We start from the raw sequence: 17,308 nt of genomic DNA, 5'->3' as shown, positions 1-17,308 counted from the left end.
ATAGAACGAGCGCTCGACTGTATAAAGGTGAAATGCGTGTTTAAAAGAGAAATACTAGCTAATGATGGAAGAATACTTAAATCGGCTAATAGAAGGCTTTTAGACAAGGAGATTACCTTGACACAGACGGGCGCTTTTCGTTATGATACAAATGACAAACAACGGGGGGAGAAACTCGATGCTACTTGAAAAAACAACACGCATGAACTTTCTCTTCGACTTTTATCAAGCATTATTAACAGATAAGCAAAGAAGTTATATGGAACTCTATTATTTAGATGATCACTCACTTGGAGAAATCGCTGAATCATATGGGGTTTCACGTCAAGCTGTTTATGATAATATTCGTCGAACTGAAGCGATGCTTGAAGAATATGAAGAAAAACTATGTTTACTGGAAAAATTTCAACAACGCACGCAAATGCTTGCGCGACTTACAGCTGGGATTACGGAAAAAAGTATGACGGTTGAGGAGCAGTTGGCGCTTATTGAGCAGTTGAAAGAATGGGATTAGGAGGCGAAAGCAGTGGCTTTTGAAGGATTAGCGGAACGACTCCAAGGAACGATCCAAAAGATTAAAGGTAAAGGAAAAGTATCGGAACAAGACGTAAAAGAAATGATGCGTGAAGTCCGATTTGCTTTAATCGAGGCGGATGTTAACTTAAAAGTAGTCAAAGAATTCGTTAAAAAGGTAAGTGAACGTGCTGTCGGTGTAGATGTTATGCAAAGCTTAACACCAGGGCAACAAGTCATTAAAATCGTTCAAGACGAATTAACAGAGCTGATGGGCGGCGAACAAAGCCCGATTAAATTTAATACAAAGCCCCCAACTGTCATTATGATGGTCGGTTTGCAAGGTGCGGGTAAAACAACAACTTCTGGGAAATTAGCAAATATTTTACGTAAAAAATATAATCGTAAACCATTATTAGTTGCTGCTGACGTTTACCGCCCAGCTGCGGTTCAACAATTACAAACATTAGGAAAGCAACTATCTTTACCTGTTTTTGCTTTAGGCACAGACGTATCACCAGTTGAAATCGCTCGCCAGGCAATTGAACTAGCAAAAGAAGAGCATCATGATGTCGTAATTATTGATACTGCAGGTCGCTTGCATATCGATGAGGATTTAATGCAAGAATTAAAGGATATTCGTGCGCTTAAAGAGCCAGACGAAGTATTCCTAGTAGTAGATGCTATGACTGGTCAGGACGCCGTAAACGTGGCGGAAAGCTTTAATGAGGCAGTCGGCATCACAGGTGTTGTATTAACTAAGCTTGATGGGGATACACGTGGTGGTGCGGCATTATCTATCCGTTCTGTAACACAGAAGCCGATTAAATTTGTCGGTATGGGTGAAAAAATGGACGCTCTTGAACCATTCCATCCAGAGCGTATGGCATCTCGTATTTTAGGAATGGGTGATGTTTTATCACTAATTGAAAAGGCGCAGGCAAACGTCGACGAAGCAAAAGCGAAAGAACTAGAAGAAAAGTTCAAAACGCAAAGCTTTACACTCGATGATTTTGTTGAGCAATTACAGCAAGTGAAAAAAATGGGCCCACTCGACGAAATATTAAAAATGCTACCAGGTGCAGGCAAAATTAAAGGCTTAGACAATGTCAAAGTGGATGATAAGCAAATGGGTCGTGTAGAAGCCATTATTTACTCGATGACAAAGGCTGAAAAGACAAATCCTGAAATTATTAACGGCAACCGTAAAAAACGTATTGCAAAAGGTTCAGGTACGTCTATTCAAGAGGTAAATCGTTTATTAAAACAATTTGATGAAATGAAAAAAATGATGAAACAAATGACAGGTATGGCGACTGGTAAAGGTAAGAAAAAGATGAAATTACCAGGCTTTGATTCATTGTTTAAATAATATTTTATAGGTGTTAAGAAAAAACACTTTACAAACAACATAAACATTGATAATATACTATCTTGTGTGAAACTTATTCGGAGGTGCTATTAAAATGGCAGTTAAAATTCGCTTAAAACGTATGGGAGCTAAAAAATCTCCTTTCTATCGTATCGTAGTTGCAGACGCTCGTTCACCACGTGACGGTCGTTCAATCGAAACAGTTGGTACTTACAACCCACTTACTCAACCAGCTACTGTAAACATTGATGAAGAGAAAGCTCTTAAATGGTTAGCTGACGGTGCAAAACCATCAGATACAGTACGTAACTTGTTCTCAGAACAAGGTATCATGGAAAAATTCCATAACCAAAAATTCAGTAAATAATCGGGGGAGACGTCTTTGAAGCAGCTGATTGAAGCAATCGTTTTACCGTTAGTCGATTATCCAGAAGAAGTTCGTATTGAGACGGACGAAAATGCAAATCGAATTGTTTATAAACTTTTTGTTCATCCAGAGGATCGAGGGAAAGTCATAGGCAAACAAGGGCGAGTGGCGAAAGCGATTCGTACAATTGTTTATTCAGCGGCAGGTAGTCACCATCAAAAAAAGACTTACGTCGATATATTGGATTAATAAAAAGATTTTCACGCTCGTTTACACGCGAGAAGGTAACAATGTAGCAACTATGCAACTTGTCGCCGTTTTGCACTGAACAATTCTAACAAGTATGCATACATACGTTGCTAGAATTCGACGGGGTCAGTAAATGTGTAGCGTAAAATCTGGATAGAAGAGGGGGGAGCTTGCTGGTTCCTTCCTTTTTTTATATAGTACGGATATATAACGGTATAGAGGTGAAATGGATGGAATGGTTTAATGTAGGTCGTATTGTCAACACGCACGGTATCCGTGGGGAAGTACGTATATTATCGACTACAGATTTTGAAGAAAAGCGCTTTGCGGTTGGAAATAAGCTTGCAGCGTTTAAAAAAGACGATAAAAAGCCAACGTGGGTAACAATTCAATCAGTACGCCGCCATAAAAACTTTATTTTATTAACATTTGAGGGCATGGATAATATTAACTTTGTCGAACCGTTCAAAGAAGGCATGCTGAAAATAACGAAAGATCAAATGACTGATGATTTATTGCAAGAAAATGAATTTTTCTTCCATGAAATTATTGGCTGTACAGTTGTATCTGAAGAAGGCGAAACAATTGGTGAAGTGAAAGATATTCTACAAACAGGCGCAAACGATGTATGGGTAGTGAAAGGTGCTAAAAAAGAACACTACATTCCTTATATCGAAGACATCGTAAAAAATATTGATGTGGAAGAAAAGAAAATTGTCATTCATGTGATGGAAGGCTTGCTATGATGAATATTCATGTGTTAAGTCTATTTCCTGATATGTTTTCGGGTGTGTTTGGTGCATCGATTCTGAAAAAAGCGCAGGAAAAAGGTGCGGTAAAGCTAGAAGTTTCCGATATTCGTGCATTTTCAGGCAACAAGCATAAACAAGTAGATGATTATCCATATGGTGGTGGTGCAGGGATGGTGTTGAAGCCAGAACCGATGTTTAGCGCTGTGGAGGCGATTACAGCAGACAGAAAACCACGCATCATTTTAATGTGTCCGCAAGGTGAACGATTCACTCAAAAAAAAGCGGAGGAACTTGCGCAAGAAAGCGAATTAGTATTTTTATGTGGGCATTACGAAGGCTACGATGAACGCATTCGTGAGCACCTAGTGACCGATGAAATTTCTATTGGAGACTTTGTATTAACAGGTGGAGAGTTAGGTGCGATGACGGTTATTGATAGCGTTGTACGACTTTTACCAGGTGTTTTAGGACAAGCAGATTCTCATATACAAGATTCCTTTTCAACTGGTTTGTTAGAACACCCACATTATACGCGACCTGCTGAATTTCGAGGTATGCAAGTACCTGAAGTATTATTATCAGGCAATCATGCAAAAATTGAGCAATGGCGTGAAGAACAATCGTTAAAAAGAACATTCGAGCGTCGCCCTGATCTACTCGAGCATTATCCATTAACAGACAAGCAAAAATTGTATTTAGAAAAACTTAAAAAAGAACTATAAAGATACTTGCTTGCATGCAGTATATGTGATAACATCTATTCTGTACTTCTATGTGAAGTGCTGAATTACGGTGTTCCGCTGTGGCATAGATTGCGTGCAAGAGCATCTGTCTAAGGAGAGAAAACAATGTCAAACATTATTACAGAAATTACTAAAGCTCAGCTTCGTACTGATCTACCTGCTTTCCGTCCTGGTGATACTGTTAAGGTACACGTGAAAGTAGTAGAGGGTACACGTGAACGTGTCCAAGTATACGAAGGTGTAGTTATCAAACGTCGTGGTGGCGGTATTAGCGAAACTTTCACAGTTCGTAAAATTTCTTACGGTGTAGGTGTTGAACGTACATTCCCTGTACACACACCAAAAATCGCTAACTTAGAAGTTGTACGTCGTGGTAAAGTACGTCGTGCTAAACTTTACTACCTACGTAACCTACGTGGTAAAGCTGCTCGTATTAAAGAAATTCGATAATTATGACTTAAAAGTGAGGGGCTTGTATTGCAAGCTCCTTTTCTTTTTGCTTGTCATCTTAAATAATAATCATCTAAAATGAGGATGAGGATAGACAAGGGGGCAATTCATAATGGAAAAACAAGTGAAAGAAAAGAATGAATTATGGGAATGGACAAAGGCGCTATTAATTGCATTTGCGATTGCAGCAGTTATTCGTTATTTTTTATTTACACCGATTGCAGTTGATGGAGAGTCCATGATGCCAACCCTTGAAGATGGCGACAGAATGATTGTTAATAAAATTGGTTATAAAATTGGTGAACCAAAGCGCTTTGATATTGTTGTGTTCCATGCACCAGAACAAAAAAACTACATTAAACGTGTTATTGGGTTACCAGGTGAAACGTTAGAATATAAAGATGATCAGTTATACATTAACGGTGAACCGATAGACGAGCCTTATTTAGATGCCTACAAAGCCAAAATTACAGAGGGTACATTAACAGAAGATTTTACGTTAAATGACATTGATGTATCACTTAATGATGTAATCCCAGAGGGCTATGTTTTTGTCATGGGCGATAATCGTCGTTATAGTAAGGACAGCCGTCATATTGGAATCGTCGATCAGAAAGAAATAATAGGTAATACGAGCCTTATTTTCTGGCCGTATAGCGATATAAAAATTGTGAAGTAATGTTTGAAAGGGAGGCGAACCCTCCCTTTCTTAACGTCTATGAACATAAGTTATCTTATTCGATTTTAGCATTTGCACTGCGCGTTAATTACGTGTACAGGAGGCGAATGCGCTTTTCTTATTTAGGAGGTATAGAAATGACTATACAATGGTTTCCAGGGCATATGGCGAAGGCCCGCCGTGAAGTAACAGAAAAATTAAAGCTAGTAGATATTATTTTTGAATTGATTGATGCACGTTTGCCTCTATCTTCTAGAAATCCAATGATTGATGAAGTTATCAATCAAAAGCCACGATTGCTTATTTTAAATAAATCAGATATGGCAGATGAACAGGAAACACGCAAATGGGTAGAGTACTTTGCGCAGCATGGTCATAAGGCGGTGGCCATTAATTCTCTTGAAGGGAAAGGGTTGCAACTCGTTACAAAGGCAGCTCAGGAAATTTTAAAAGAAAAATTTGACCGCATGAAGTCTCGTGGAATGAAACCAAGAGCAATCCGTGCAATGATAGTAGGGATTCCGAACGTTGGCAAATCAACACTTATAAATCGATTAGCGAAGAAAAATATAGCGAAAACAGGCAATATGCCAGGTGTAACGAAGGCCCAACAGTGGATCAAGGTCGGCAAGGAACTAGAATTGCTTGATACTCCAGGAATTTTATGGCCAAAGTTTGAAGATCAAGAAGTCGGCTACAAGCTAGCATTAACAGGCGCTATTAAAGATACTATTACAAATATGGAAGATTTAGCTGTTTACGGATTGCGGTTTTTATCGACGCATTATCCAACACGCATGGAGGAACGTTATGGTTTCCGATTTATGCATGAGGATTTAGTAGAAACTTTTGACCATATCGGCAAGCTTCGTCGTGTTTTTGGCGCAGGTGGAGAAATCGATTATGATCAAGTAGCACAACTTATCGTTCGAGATATTCGTGGGTTACTTTTAGGGAAGCTAACATTTGACTTTGTTGACGAACAGCTTGAAAAAGAAGCAACACAGCAATAATGTGCAAAAAAACTGCCATGCTCACGCAATAAAACGTGAGCATGGCAGTTTTTCTTTTAGGAAATAATAGTTGTTGCCGATAAAGGATATAGAGTGAGAAAAAGGGAGTAAAATGATGAAAACGATTAAAGAGATTACAGCAGCATTAAAAATAGCTGAGGATTGGCAAGAATGGATGACAGCAGTTGCAGATGATGAACGTGCAGGCGTGCAGAAAGCGTGGCTTAGTTGGAAAAAACGTCAGGACAAAAAACAACAACTAATTGACGAACATCAAGCTAAAATAGATTTCGATCAGCGCTACGGTGGCAAAGATGCATTGATTGCAGGTGTGGATGAAGCTGGACGTGGGCCATTAGCTGGACCAGTTGTAACGGCGGCTGTTATTTTGCCAAAAAACTGTGATGCTCTTGTTGGATTAAATGATTCGAAGCAATTAACAAAGGAAAAACGTAATGCCTTTGCAACATTGGTAAAAGAGCATGCTATTAGTTATTTTATTCATTTTCAATCAGCAAAAACCATTGATGAACTGAACATTTACGAAGCGACGAAGCAATCGATGAAAACAAGCGTGGAATCATTGTCTATTATGCCTGATTATGTATTAGTTGATGCAATGACATTACCAATAGCAATTCCTCAGGATTCCATTATTAAAGGAGATGCTAAAAGCTTAGCGATTGCAGCGGCTTCTATTTTAGCAAAAACGGCTAGGGATGATTATATGGAACAATTGGATAAAGATTTCCCTATGTATGGCTTTGCACAGCATGCTGGTTACGGTACGAAACAACATTTAGAGGCACTTGAAACATTCGGACCAACAATACACCATCGAAAGTCATTTGAGCCTATAAAATCCATGTGAGAAAGGAGTATTTAGATGACAGCTACATCGTTTAATCCGATACAAGCGCAATCAACTACTTTAATGCAAGCGAATCAACCACTTGCGTTAAAGCAAGGACAAGTATTTCATGGCACAATTAAACAACTATATCCAGATCAAACAGCAGAAATTCAGATTGGTAATCAAAAACTCATTGCTAAACTTGAAGTACCACTTAAAGCAGGGGATGCACATTTCTTTCAAGTAACAGGGACAAGTCCACAAACAGAGTTAAAGGTTGTTACAGGACCAATGGGACAAGAAACTTCCGCGAGTCAGCAAATAAATCAGCTACTTGATTCGATGAATTTGCCAAAAACGACGGAAATGCAGCAAGTATTAGCGCATTTTATAAAGGCGCAAATCCCGATATCTAAGGAGCAGCTCCTACAGGCAGAGATGTGGATGAAGGCATTACCCGAAGGTGTGACAAAGATGGATGCTTTGCAAGCATTACAAAAAATGGTCGAACTGAAAATGCCGATGCTTCAAGATGTGTTCCAAGCGCTCGTTAGTGGGCAAAAAACATCAGGCATGACGGCTATTATGGATACCTTTACACAGTTATTAGCGAAGGATACGGTATTGCAAGAAAATATGAAGCAAAATTTGATGCAACAAGTGACAGCGATTGCAAAGCCGTTTGAAGCAGAAACGGGAGCGTTAGTGCTATCAAAGTCAATACAACTTTTAACGAATAATGCTGCATCTGTGAGCGAGCGATTACAAGCATTAAATTTGTTAAAGGAAGCAGGGATTTTACCGCAACAGGCAACTTTACAAAATTGGGCGTCATTAAGTGATACAAAATCTGTGCAACAAGGCCAACAACAACAGGCTGGCCAAGTAATTCAAACGATTTTAGCGACAAACCCAGAAAATAAAGCCCAGCTTATTGACCAGCTAAAAGCTTGGACAGCGAGTCAAGGTTTATTGACGAATGAGCAAAAGTTACAACTTAACCAAATGATTGATAGATTGAACCAACTACCAATTAATAAACAAACATTAGACATATTTGCAAAGCAAATGCAGGAGCAATTAATCAAAGCTTTTACTCAAAATATACCCGAGCGATTATTTACACAAGATGCGAATGGTCTTTCTGTAAAGGAACATTTATTATCGTTGGTAAAGCAACAAACAACTTTACCAGCACAAAATGAAGCACTATTGCGCAATCTTGTGAAGACTAGTATTGAAACGCCACAGCCAGGGATTCAGCAACTGCTGACAGAAGCTGATGCACATGTCCGCAATTCGATGGATAGTAAGGCAATGGAACATGCGCTCAAAACGGTTTTGAAAAGTCTGGGTATTAGCTATGAGGCTGCACTTAGTAGTAAATCTGCAGATTTACAAACGATTGCACACCAATTAAAGCCTCAGCTCCATACATTGCTTCAGGAGGCGCAAATTACACCACAGCTAAAAGAAGCTGCTGAAATGTTAATGACACGTATGAATGGCATGCAGCTTGTGTCTGGAGAAAATGGTCATCAACATCAACTTGTGATGCAAGTACCACTTGAGTTTTTCGGTAAGAAAATGGATGCGACATTACAGTGGAATGGGCGAATGAAAGAAGATGGAAAGATTGATGCTAACTATGCGCGTATATTATTTTATTTACAAATGGAATCAATGAAGGAAACCGTTATTGATATGCAAGTTCAAAATCGTGTCGTAACGGTCACTGTATTTAATGAGCAAACAAATATTATTCCGCTTGCTGATCCACTAAAAGATGCATTAAAAATAGGTCTAGCTAAAAAAAATTATCAGCTTTCAGGAGTCTTTATTAAAAAATTTGAAAAAGCCCAACTAGAAAAAACACCCCCTGTAGTACAACAGCAGGAGGAAAATAGTGGGGTGGATTTCCGCATATGAGTGAAGAAAAAAAGACTCGTAAAGAAGCAATTGCTCTAACTTATAAGCTAGGACAATTAGATAGCCCCTCTGTCGTGGCAAAAGGTAAAGGCAAGGTGGCGGAGAATATATTGGCACGGGCAAATGAGCATAATGTGCCTATTTATGAGGATCCAAACCTTGTCCAATTACTTGGACAATTAGATTTAAATGAGTCCATACCTGAAGAATTATACCAAGCTGTGGCAGAAGTTTTTGCATTTATATATCATTTAGACCAAGAACATAGCAAAAATATAGAAAAAATAAAGTATTCTGATATTTAGAATTCTCTGTTTTAGTACACGAAGTAGAAGAAAACGTCATAAGATTAGAGAATTTTTGAACGAAAGACAAAGTGTAGACTTTATCAGAATCTTTCGTTAGAATAGATTATGTTAGTAAAACAATTTTATGCAAATGTTTGATGGGAGGATGTATTATGAATATCCATGAATATCAAGGGAAAGAAATTCTGAGAAAATATGGTGTAGCAGTACCAAATGGAAAAGTTGCTTTTTCCCCTGATGAAGCAGTGAAGGTAGCGAAGGAACTTGGCTCAAATGTTACTGTAGTCAAGGCGCAAATTCATGCAGGTGGACGCGGTAAAGCGGGTGGTGTCAAAATCGCAAAAAACCTTGATGAGGTGCGTACGTACGCAAAAGAGTTATTAGGTAAAGTTTTAGTAACTCATCAAACAGGTCCAGAAGGAAAAGAAGTAAAGCGCTTGTATATTGAAGAGGGCTCTGATATTCAAAAAGAGTATTATTTAAGTTTAGTATTAGACCGCGCTACATCTCGTGTAACTGTAATGGGTTCAGAAGAAGGTGGCATGGATATTGAAGAAGTAGCAGAAACAAATCCTGAAAAAATCTTCAAAGAAGTTGTAGATCCAGTAATCGGACTAACAAGCTTCCAAGCACGTCGCATGGCGTTTAATATGAATATTCCAGCGAACCTAGTAGGTAAAGCTGTTAAATTAATGTTAGGTTTATATCAAGCATTTATCGATAAAGATGCTTCTATTGTAGAAATTAACCCACTTGTTGTTACTGGACAAGGGGAAGTGGTGGCACTAGATGCTAAATTCAATTTTGACGCAAATGCATTATACCGTCATAAAGATATTGTCGAATTACGCGATTTTGATGAAGAAGATCCAAAAGAAATCGAAGCATCTAAATACGATCTTAGCTATATCTCTCTAGATGGCAACATTGGCTGTATGGTAAATGGTGCAGGTCTAGCAATGGCAACGATGGATACAATTAGTTACTACGGCGGCAGTCCCGCTAACTTCCTTGATGTTGGGGGCGGTGCAACAGCTGAAAAAGTAACGGAAGCTTTCAAAATTATTCTTTCAGATCCACATGTAAAAGGTATTTTCGTTAATATTTTCGGTGGAATTATGAAATGTAACATTATAGCTGATGGTGTAGTAACTGCAGCCAAAGAAATTGGTTTATCTGTACCATTAGTAGTACGCTTAGAAGGTACGAACGTAGAGCTTGGTAAAGAAATTTTAAATGCATCTGGATTAAACATCGTAGCAGCAGATTCAATGGCTGACGGTGCACAAAAAATTGTGGAACTAGTAGGCTAAGGAAGGCAGGGAGAACAATGGCTGTATTTATTAATAAAGATACAAAGGTAATTGTACAAGGGATTACAGGCGAAACGGCGCTATTTCATACGAAGCAAATGCTTGATTATGGTACAAAAATCGTAGCAGGCGTAACACCTGGAAAGGGAGGTCTTGAAATTGAAGGCGTACCTGTATTCAATACTGTAGCTGAGGCTGTAGCGGCAACAGGTGCGACGACTTCAGTTATTTATGTACCTGCACCTTTTGCAGCAGATGCAATTTTAGAAGCTGTAGATGCTGAACTAGAATTAACAATTTGTATTACAGAGCATATTCCTGTCCTTGATATGGTTAAGGTAAAACGCTTTATGGAAGGCAAAAAAACACGCCTAGTTGGACCAAACTGTCCAGGTGTTATTACAGCAGATGAATGTAAGATTGGTATTATGCCTGGTTATATTCATACGAAAGGTCATGTTGGGGTTGTTTCTCGTTCAGGAACATTAACATATGAAGCGGTTCACCAATTGACGCAAGCTGGAATTGGCCAAACAACAGCTGTAGGTATCGGTGGAGACCCTGTGAATGGGACTAACTTTATCGACGCACTTGAAGCATTCAACAATGACCCTGACACATATGCAGTTGTCATGATTGGGGAAATTGGTGGTACGGCTGAAGAAGAAGCAGCGGAATGGATTAAAGCGAATATGACAAAACCAGTCGTTGGCTTTATCGGTGGACAAACTGCACCTCCAGGAAAACGTATGGGACATGCAGGTGCCATTATTTCTGGTGGTAAAGGAACAGCAGCTGAAAAAATTAAGGCGATGAACGAAGCTGGTATTGAAGTAGCTGAAACGCCATCTGTTATCGGTGAAACACTTATTAAAGTAATTAAAGAAAAAGGGCTATACGAAAAATGTAAAACCCATTAAAATGGAAGATGTAGCACATTGTGGCTACATCTTTTCTCTTTTTCTCTGTTTAAATGATAGTGTTTGAATTGTTCCCTCCCTTTTGGAATATTTAACACTAGAAACTCGGGTGTGAAAATTCGAGTAGATGAAGCGGCAAGACAGGGCGCTCTCTCGTGTGCATATGAGTGTATACACACATTGTTTTCTACTTTTTTGTGATGAAATGAATTTGCGGTCATTTAATTTCTTCTATTATAAAGGAGGTTTTTAAATGATTTTCTCAGTAGATACTCAGAGACTGCTAGCTATGCATTATGTATATCCATTACCACTCCAAAAACTTCAACAGTTATTGTCCCCGGTGGATGTATTAAGTTATTTAGAAGAAGCACACCCTAACGAGATTGCAAGCACTTTGCAAATAACGAGGCAAAAAGCTTTGCAAATTTCTCAAAATTTCCAGCGCGTAATGAACTTGCCACTCAAAGAGGTGTACGCACAAGCAAATATTTTCCCCATACCTTTTAATCACCCATATTTCCCGGCGCAATTATTTGAAATACCTAGTCCACCTACTGTATTGTATGTGAAAGGTCAACGCGCCCTGCTGGAAAGAGATAAGCGGATAGCTATTATAGGCTCAAGAAAGGCTACAGCCTATACTAAAGTTGCAATAGACATAATCGTCCCTTCGCTTGTTGAAAACGAGTACACGGTCGTGAGTGGGCTTGCACGAGGTGCAGATACAATGGCTCATGAGGCAGCAATTAAGTTTGGAGGCCATACAATCGCAGTGCTTGGGCATGGATTTAATTTTCTATACCCAAAAGAAAACCGAGCGCTTGCTAATAAAATGGCAGAGAGCCATTTACTTATTACAGAGTATCCACCTTACATGAAACCGACAAAATGGCAATTTCCGATGCGTAACCGATTAATAAGTGGGCTGTCTCAAGCTTTAGTTGTTACGGAAGCGGCACTAAAAAGTGGAACATTAATTACGACAGAATGTGCATTAGAGCAAGGAAAAGATGTATTTGTTGTACCTGGACCAATTCATGCAGAGCAGTCAAAAGGGACAAATAAATTACTTTTAGAAGGAGCTATTCCCGTGTGCGATGGTCACCAAATCGTTGAAACACTTTCGCTCTTTTCTAGCAAAAATTGAAAAAAAGTTGCATTATCTTAAAATCTGTTATACATTTTGCAACAGGTAACTTAAAAAATTAGCAATAGACCTCGCTAAGGGGGAGACATAGATGGCGGATTATTTAGTGATTGTAGAATCACCAGCAAAAGCAAAAACAATTGAACGTTATTTAGGAAAAAAATACAAAGTAAAAGCATCAGTCGGGCATGTGCGTGACTTACCACGTAGCCAAATGGGCGTAGATACTGAAAATAATTATGAACCTAAATATATTACAATTCGTGGTAAAGGACCTGTATTACAGGAACTTAAGTCTGCGGCTAAAAAAGTGAAGAAAGTCTATCTAGCGGCCGATCCAGACCGCGAGGGAGAAGCGATTGCTTGGCACCTTGCGACTGCATTAAATATTGATATTAACTCGGATTGTCGAGTAGTTTTCAATGAAATTACAAAGGATGCAATTTTAGAATCCTTTAAAAATCCTCGTGCTATAAATATGGATTTAGTAGATGCACAGCAAACTCGTCGTATGCTCGATCGACTTGTAGGCTATAATATAAGCCCAATTCTTTGGAAAAAGGTTAAAAAGGGCTTATCTGCGGGGCGTGTGCAATCCGTAGCATTACGTATGATTATTGACCGTGAAAACGAAATTAAAAACTTCCAGCCAGAAGAGTATTGGACAATTGAAGGTTCTTTTGAAAAGGGCAAGAAGACATTTGATGCACTATACTACGGTAACGGCAAAGATAAAATAAAATTAACGAATGAAGAGCAAGTAAAGTCCATTTTAAAAAATGTTAAAGGAACAGCATTTGAAGTCGTAAATGTGACGAAAAAAGAGCGTAAACGAAATGCCGCACCTGCTTTTACTACATCTTCTTTACAACAAGAAGCAGCGCGTAAGCTAAATTTCCGTGCGAAAAAAACGATGATGCTTGCGCAGCAATTGTATGAAGGTATTGATATTGGTAAAAAAGAAGGTACTGTCGGTTTAATTACCTACATGCGTACAGATTCAACGCGTATATCAGAAACTGCTAAGGCGGAAGCGGTTTCGTATATTGAGACAAAGTACGGAAAAGAATATATTTCGACAGAAACAAAGCAGGTTAAAAAGGCGTCCAATGCACAAGATGCCCATGAAGCAATTCGTCCTACAAGTACGATGAGATCACCAGAAGAGTTAAAAACAGTACTTAGTCGCGATCAACTACGTTTATACCGTTTGATTTGGGAGCGCTTTATTGCAAGTCAAATGGCACCTGCTGTATTAGATACAGTTGCAGTAGACCTTCAACATGGTGATGTTTTATTCCGAGCAAATGGCTCACAAGTCAAATTTGCTGGATTTATGAAACTATATATAGAAGGTACGGATGATCAAACAGAGGAAACGACGAAACTTCTACCTGAAATGGAAATTGGCGATCAGGTGAAATCACTTGAAATTGAGCCAAAGCAACACTTTACGCAGCCACCACCACGTTATTCTGAGGCGCGACTTGTGAAAACGATGGAAGAGTTAGGAATAGGGCGACCATCGACATACGCACCGACTCTTGATACGATTCAACGCCGTGGCTATGTTGTGCTCGATGCCAAAAGATTTATGCCGACAGAGCTTGGTGAAATCGTCCATCAACAAATGCTGGAATTTTTCCCTGATATAATAAATATCGAATTTACAGCAAAAATGGAACAAGATCTGGATGATGTTGAAGAAGGTAGTCGTAAATGGGTTGAAGTAATCGATGATTTTTATAAAGACTTCGAGGTTCATGTTAAGCATGCAGATGCTGAAATGGAGAAAGTAGTCATTAAAGATGAGCCAGCTGGTGAGGATTGTGAGAAATGTGGTTCACCAATGGTATTCAAGCTAGGTCGTTATGGGAAATTTATGGCTTGCTCGAACTTCCCAGATTGCCGTAACACAAAAGCCATTATGAAGCCAATTGGGGTTAAATGTCCTTCTTGTGAAACGGGCGAAATTGTGGAACGCAAAAGTAAAACTAAGCGCTTGTTTTATGGATGTAATCAATATCCAGAGTGCGAATTTGTTTCATGGGACAAGCCGATTAGTAGACCATGTCCGAAATGTAGTGCATTATTAGTAGAGAAAAAATTAAAAAAAGGTGTGCAAATTCAGTGTACGAAATGTGACTATGAAGAGACACCAACTCAATGATAGGAAGATGGTAAGAACATGACTGAACAAGTTGTAAATGTAATAGGAGCAGGCCTTGCGGGAAGTGAAGCTGCTTGGCAAATCGCTAAGCGTGGTGTAAAAGTTAAACTTTATGAAATGCGTCCAGTAAAGCAAACACCTGCCCACCATACTGATAAATTTGCAGAGCTTGTTTGTTCAAACTCGCTACGTGCAAATACATTAACAAATGCTGTTGGTGTTATTAAAGAAGAAATGCGTCTATTGGATTCTGTTATTTTAAAAGCGGCGGATGCTTGCTCCGTACCAGCAGGTGGAGCACTTGCAGTAGACCGCCACGAATTTGCTGGCTATGTAACGGAAGCAGTGAAAAATCATCCTTTAGTGGAAGTAATTCATGAAGAAGTTACTGAAATTCCAGAAGGTATTACAGTTATTGCAACTGGTCCACTAACTTCAAAAGCATTAGCTGAAAAAATTCAAGGTTTAACAGGTCTAGACTATTTGTATTTCTATGATGCAGCAGCTCCAATTATTGAAAAAGATAGCATCGATATGGATAAAGTTTATTTAAAATCTCGTTATGACAAAGGGGAAGCTGCTTATCTAAACTGTCCTATGACAAAGGAAGAATTTGATCGTTTCCGCCAAGCATTAATCGAGGCAGAAGTTGTACCATTAAAAGAATTTGAAAAAGAAATTTATTTCGAAGGCTGTATGCCAATTGAAGTAATGGCAGCACGCGGTGAAAAAACGATGTTATTTGGACCGATGAAGCCAGTAGGTCTTGAAGATCCGAAAACAGGAAAACGACCTTATGCTGTTGTACAACTGCGCCAAGATGACGCTGCAGGTACACTTTATAATATTGTCGGCTTCCAAACTCATTTAAAATGGGGACCACAAAAAGAAGTGCTGCAACTAATACCAGGCCTAGAAAATGTTGAAATCGTACGATATGGCGTAATGCACCGAAATACTTTCATTAATTCACCGAAAGTGCTAGAAAAAACATATCAGTTACGTGAACAAAAAAATGTATTCTTTGCTGGCCAAATGACTGGTGTAGAAGGATATGTTGAATCTGCAGGTAGTGGGTTAATTGCAGGGATTAATGCGGCACGTTTAGCATTAGGACAAGAGCCAATTATTTTCCCATTTGAAACTGCATTAGGTAGTATGGCGCGTTATATAACAGAAGCACAATCGAAAAATTTCCAACCGATGAACGTTAACTTTGGTATATTCCCTGAATTACCACCTGGACGTCGTTCAAAACCCGAGCGTGCGGAAATGCATGCAAATCGTGCAATGAGCACAATTCGAAATTTTGTGAATTCACAAACAATTTAATTGCCAAAGGCCTCTAAAAGTTGATATACTCTTAGAGGCTTTTTCTTTTGTGTAGACAAAATGCTTGATTACACGTATTTTATTATTTTGTATAGTGATTTTCTCAAAATATAACCATTTTCACTTGCTATATTACGAAGATAGGTATAGTGTCAATATGTATGTTTTTTAAGGATTACTTTAACGACAAATTTAATTAAATGGCAACAGTTGTTTTACCATTTGAATTTGTTGGTAATAGTAATGAGAGAAGGTTACGAATAATTCATTGGTGGTGAATCTTTCATGTTAGTTTCGTCCCAAGAAGCACTTGAACAGTTTATGCTTTACATCCAGGTAGAAAAAAACTTCTCTGTTCATACTGTGCGAGAATATGAATCAGACCTACTAGATTTTTTAGCGTTTTTACAGGCAGAAGGCGTTAATGATTTAGCCAGTGTTGAGTATATACATGCACGACTATATGTAACGAAGTTGTATGATGAAAAGAAAGCAAGAACTTCTGTATCAAGAAAAATTTCATCAATCCGCTCCTTTTTTCGCTTTCTAAATAAACAGCACGGCATGGATGATAGTGCTTTTCGATCGCTTTATCATCCGAAAAAAGAATCTCGTTTACCAAGTTTTTTCTATGAAGAAGAATTGATGCAGCTTTTTGAAGCGAATGTAGGAGATGATTTGAAATCGTTGCGCAATATGGCTATTTTAGAGTTATTATATGCAACGGGCATTCGGGTGAGTGAGCTTACATCCATTATGGTAGCGGATATCGATTTCCGTTATTCTATTGTTCGAGTAATGGGTAAAGGAAGAAAAGAACGCATTATACCATTTGGTCAATTTGCGAGTGTGGCTATACAGCACTACATAGAGCAGGCTCGTCCACGTTTGATGAAACAAACAAATCATCAGCAATTATTTGTCAATATGCGCGGCGGGGAACTTACGCCACGTGGGGTACGTCATATTTTAAATGAAATGATTAATAATACCTCACTCCATACGAAAATATACCCACATATGCTTCGCCATACTTTTGCTACACACTTACTGAATCATGGCGCGGATTTACGGACTGTGCAGGAGTTACTAGGGCACGCGCATTTAACTTCAACACAGGTTTATACGCATGTAACAAATGAGCATCTTCGTCAAACATATATGAATGCCCATCCAAGGGCATAATAGAGGCTAA

18 protein-coding genes are annotated in these 17,308 nt (G+C 38.8%); all 18 read left to right on the top strand.

Annotation, left to right across the window (positions count from 1 at the left end):
* Nucleotides 1-178 precede the first annotated feature (178 nt).
* The 18 genes from JNUCC52_RS08600 (at nucleotide 179) to xerC (ending at nucleotide 17,298) form a co-directional block, all read left to right on the top strand.
* Nucleotides 179-514, top strand: a complete 336-nt coding sequence (locus tag JNUCC52_RS08600; RefSeq protein ID WP_173477782.1) for a putative DNA-binding protein — start codon at nucleotides 179-181, stop codon at nucleotides 512-514.
* A 12-nt stretch (nucleotides 515-526) separates the two neighbouring features.
* On the top strand, nucleotides 527-1,885 hold the full coding sequence (gene ffh, locus JNUCC52_RS08595) for a signal recognition particle protein (protein ID WP_173477781.1): 1,359 nt from the start codon (nucleotides 527-529) through the stop codon (nucleotides 1,883-1,885).
* 94 nt (nucleotides 1,886-1,979) lie between these two features.
* Entirely contained in the window at nucleotides 1,980-2,252 is a 273-nt protein-coding gene (rpsP, locus tag JNUCC52_RS08590; protein ID WP_024362057.1) for a 30S ribosomal protein S16, read from the top strand.
* Between the two features lie 15 nt (nucleotides 2,253-2,267).
* Nucleotides 2,268-2,501, top strand: coding sequence for a KH domain-containing protein (locus tag JNUCC52_RS08585; RefSeq protein ID WP_004269410.1), 234 nt, complete (start codon nucleotides 2,268-2,270; stop codon nucleotides 2,499-2,501).
* Nucleotides 2,502-2,731: 230 nt separating this feature from the next.
* A complete protein-coding gene (gene rimM, locus JNUCC52_RS08580) occupies nucleotides 2,732-3,247 on the top strand; it encodes a ribosome maturation factor RimM (protein WP_139860436.1) in 516 nt (171 codons plus the stop codon).
* A complete protein-coding gene (gene trmD / locus JNUCC52_RS08575) occupies nucleotides 3,247-3,975 on the top strand; it encodes a tRNA (guanosine(37)-N1)-methyltransferase TrmD (RefSeq protein ID WP_139860438.1) in 729 nt (242 codons plus the stop codon). Before rimM ends, trmD begins: the two co-directional genes overlap by 1 nt.
* 126 nt (nucleotides 3,976-4,101) lie before the next feature.
* Nucleotides 4,102-4,446 (top strand): 50S ribosomal protein L19, encoded by a 345-nt coding sequence (gene rplS, locus JNUCC52_RS08570; protein WP_139860434.1) that lies wholly within the window; start codon nucleotides 4,102-4,104, stop codon nucleotides 4,444-4,446.
* Between the two features lie 112 nt (nucleotides 4,447-4,558).
* On the top strand, nucleotides 4,559-5,125 hold the full coding sequence (gene lepB / locus JNUCC52_RS08565) for a signal peptidase I (RefSeq protein ID WP_173477780.1): 567 nt from the start codon (nucleotides 4,559-4,561) through the stop codon (nucleotides 5,123-5,125).
* Nucleotides 5,126-5,262: 137 nt separating this feature from the next.
* Nucleotides 5,263-6,138 carry a ribosome biogenesis GTPase YlqF gene (gene ylqF, locus JNUCC52_RS08560; protein WP_173477779.1) on the top strand — a complete coding sequence of 292 codons (876 nt, stop codon included), beginning with the start codon at nucleotides 5,263-5,265 and terminating at the stop codon, nucleotides 6,136-6,138.
* 115 nt (nucleotides 6,139-6,253) lie between these two features.
* Complete coding sequence (rnhB, locus tag JNUCC52_RS08555) at nucleotides 6,254-7,009, top strand: ribonuclease HII (protein ID WP_337982205.1); 756 nt, start codon at nucleotides 6,254-6,256, stop codon at nucleotides 7,007-7,009.
* Nucleotides 7,010-7,024: 15 nt separating this feature from the next.
* Nucleotides 7,025-8,920 carry a TP0910 N-terminal domain-containing protein gene (locus JNUCC52_RS08550; protein WP_337981915.1) on the top strand — a complete coding sequence of 632 codons (1,896 nt, stop codon included), beginning with the start codon at nucleotides 7,025-7,027 and terminating at the stop codon, nucleotides 8,918-8,920.
* Complete coding sequence (locus JNUCC52_RS08545; RefSeq protein WP_173477776.1) at nucleotides 8,917-9,225, top strand: EscU/YscU/HrcU family type III secretion system export apparatus switch protein; 309 nt, start codon at nucleotides 8,917-8,919, stop codon at nucleotides 9,223-9,225. The genes JNUCC52_RS08550 and JNUCC52_RS08545 overlap by 4 nt, the downstream gene beginning before the upstream one ends.
* A 155-nt stretch (nucleotides 9,226-9,380) precedes the next feature.
* Complete coding sequence (gene sucC / locus JNUCC52_RS08540) at nucleotides 9,381-10,541, top strand: ADP-forming succinate--CoA ligase subunit beta (protein ID WP_173477775.1); 1,161 nt, start codon at nucleotides 9,381-9,383, stop codon at nucleotides 10,539-10,541.
* Nucleotides 10,542-10,558: 17 nt separating this feature from the next.
* Nucleotides 10,559-11,461: a succinate--CoA ligase subunit alpha gene (sucD, locus tag JNUCC52_RS08535; protein ID WP_173477774.1), complete on the top strand. Its 903-nt coding sequence runs from the start codon at nucleotides 10,559-10,561 to the stop codon at nucleotides 11,459-11,461.
* A 253-nt stretch (nucleotides 11,462-11,714) separates the two neighbouring features.
* Nucleotides 11,715-12,611 (top strand): DNA-processing protein DprA, encoded by an 897-nt coding sequence (gene dprA, locus JNUCC52_RS08530; RefSeq protein ID WP_337981914.1) that lies wholly within the window; start codon nucleotides 11,715-11,717, stop codon nucleotides 12,609-12,611.
* Between the two features lie 91 nt (nucleotides 12,612-12,702).
* Nucleotides 12,703-14,781: a type I DNA topoisomerase gene (topA, locus tag JNUCC52_RS08525; RefSeq protein ID WP_173477772.1), complete on the top strand. Its 2,079-nt coding sequence runs from the start codon at nucleotides 12,703-12,705 to the stop codon at nucleotides 14,779-14,781.
* Between the two features lie 18 nt (nucleotides 14,782-14,799).
* The gene (gene trmFO / locus JNUCC52_RS08520) at nucleotides 14,800-16,113 is read left to right on the top strand and encodes an FADH(2)-oxidizing methylenetetrahydrofolate--tRNA-(uracil(54)-C(5))-methyltransferase TrmFO (RefSeq protein ID WP_337981913.1); all 1,314 of its coding nucleotides are present in this window, start codon (nucleotides 14,800-14,802) and stop codon (nucleotides 16,111-16,113) included.
* A 285-nt stretch (nucleotides 16,114-16,398) separates the two neighbouring features.
* Nucleotides 16,399-17,298 carry a tyrosine recombinase XerC gene (gene xerC, locus JNUCC52_RS08515; RefSeq protein WP_173477770.1) on the top strand — a complete coding sequence of 300 codons (900 nt, stop codon included), beginning with the start codon at nucleotides 16,399-16,401 and terminating at the stop codon, nucleotides 17,296-17,298.
* Nucleotides 17,299-17,308: the final 10 nt, after the last annotated feature.

Origin of the sequence: Lysinibacillus sp. JNUCC-52, from assembly GCF_015999545.1 — a bacterium.
Lineage (GTDB): Bacteria > Bacillota > Bacilli > Bacillales_A > Planococcaceae > Lysinibacillus.
This window is presented reverse-complemented; position numbering and strand designations above follow the sequence as displayed.

Coding starts and splice junctions, on each gene's coding strand:
- JNUCC52_RS08600 (WP_173477782.1), top strand. CDS start 179: ATGCTACTTGAAAAAACAACACGCATGAACTTTCTCTTCGACTTTTAT.
- rpsP (WP_024362057.1), top strand. CDS start 1,980: ATGGCAGTTAAAATTCGCTTAAAACGTATGGGAGCTAAAAAATCTCCT.
- rimM (WP_139860436.1), top strand. CDS start 2,732: ATGGAATGGTTTAATGTAGGTCGTATTGTCAACACGCACGGTATCCGT.
- trmD (WP_139860438.1), top strand. CDS start 3,247: ATGAATATTCATGTGTTAAGTCTATTTCCTGATATGTTTTCGGGTGTG.
- rplS (WP_139860434.1), top strand. CDS start 4,102: ATGTCAAACATTATTACAGAAATTACTAAAGCTCAGCTTCGTACTGAT.
- lepB (WP_173477780.1), top strand. CDS start 4,559: ATGGAAAAACAAGTGAAAGAAAAGAATGAATTATGGGAATGGACAAAG.
- ylqF (WP_173477779.1), top strand. CDS start 5,263: ATGACTATACAATGGTTTCCAGGGCATATGGCGAAGGCCCGCCGTGAA.
- rnhB (WP_337982205.1), top strand. CDS start 6,254: ATGAAAACGATTAAAGAGATTACAGCAGCATTAAAAATAGCTGAGGAT.
- JNUCC52_RS08550 (WP_337981915.1), top strand. CDS start 7,025: ATGACAGCTACATCGTTTAATCCGATACAAGCGCAATCAACTACTTTA.
- JNUCC52_RS08545 (WP_173477776.1), top strand. CDS start 8,917: ATGAGTGAAGAAAAAAAGACTCGTAAAGAAGCAATTGCTCTAACTTAT.
- sucC (WP_173477775.1), top strand. CDS start 9,381: ATGAATATCCATGAATATCAAGGGAAAGAAATTCTGAGAAAATATGGT.
- sucD (WP_173477774.1), top strand. CDS start 10,559: ATGGCTGTATTTATTAATAAAGATACAAAGGTAATTGTACAAGGGATT.
- dprA (WP_337981914.1), top strand. CDS start 11,715: ATGATTTTCTCAGTAGATACTCAGAGACTGCTAGCTATGCATTATGTA.
- topA (WP_173477772.1), top strand. CDS start 12,703: ATGGCGGATTATTTAGTGATTGTAGAATCACCAGCAAAAGCAAAAACA.
- trmFO (WP_337981913.1), top strand. CDS start 14,800: ATGACTGAACAAGTTGTAAATGTAATAGGAGCAGGCCTTGCGGGAAGT.
- xerC (WP_173477770.1), top strand. CDS start 16,399: ATGTTAGTTTCGTCCCAAGAAGCACTTGAACAGTTTATGCTTTACATC.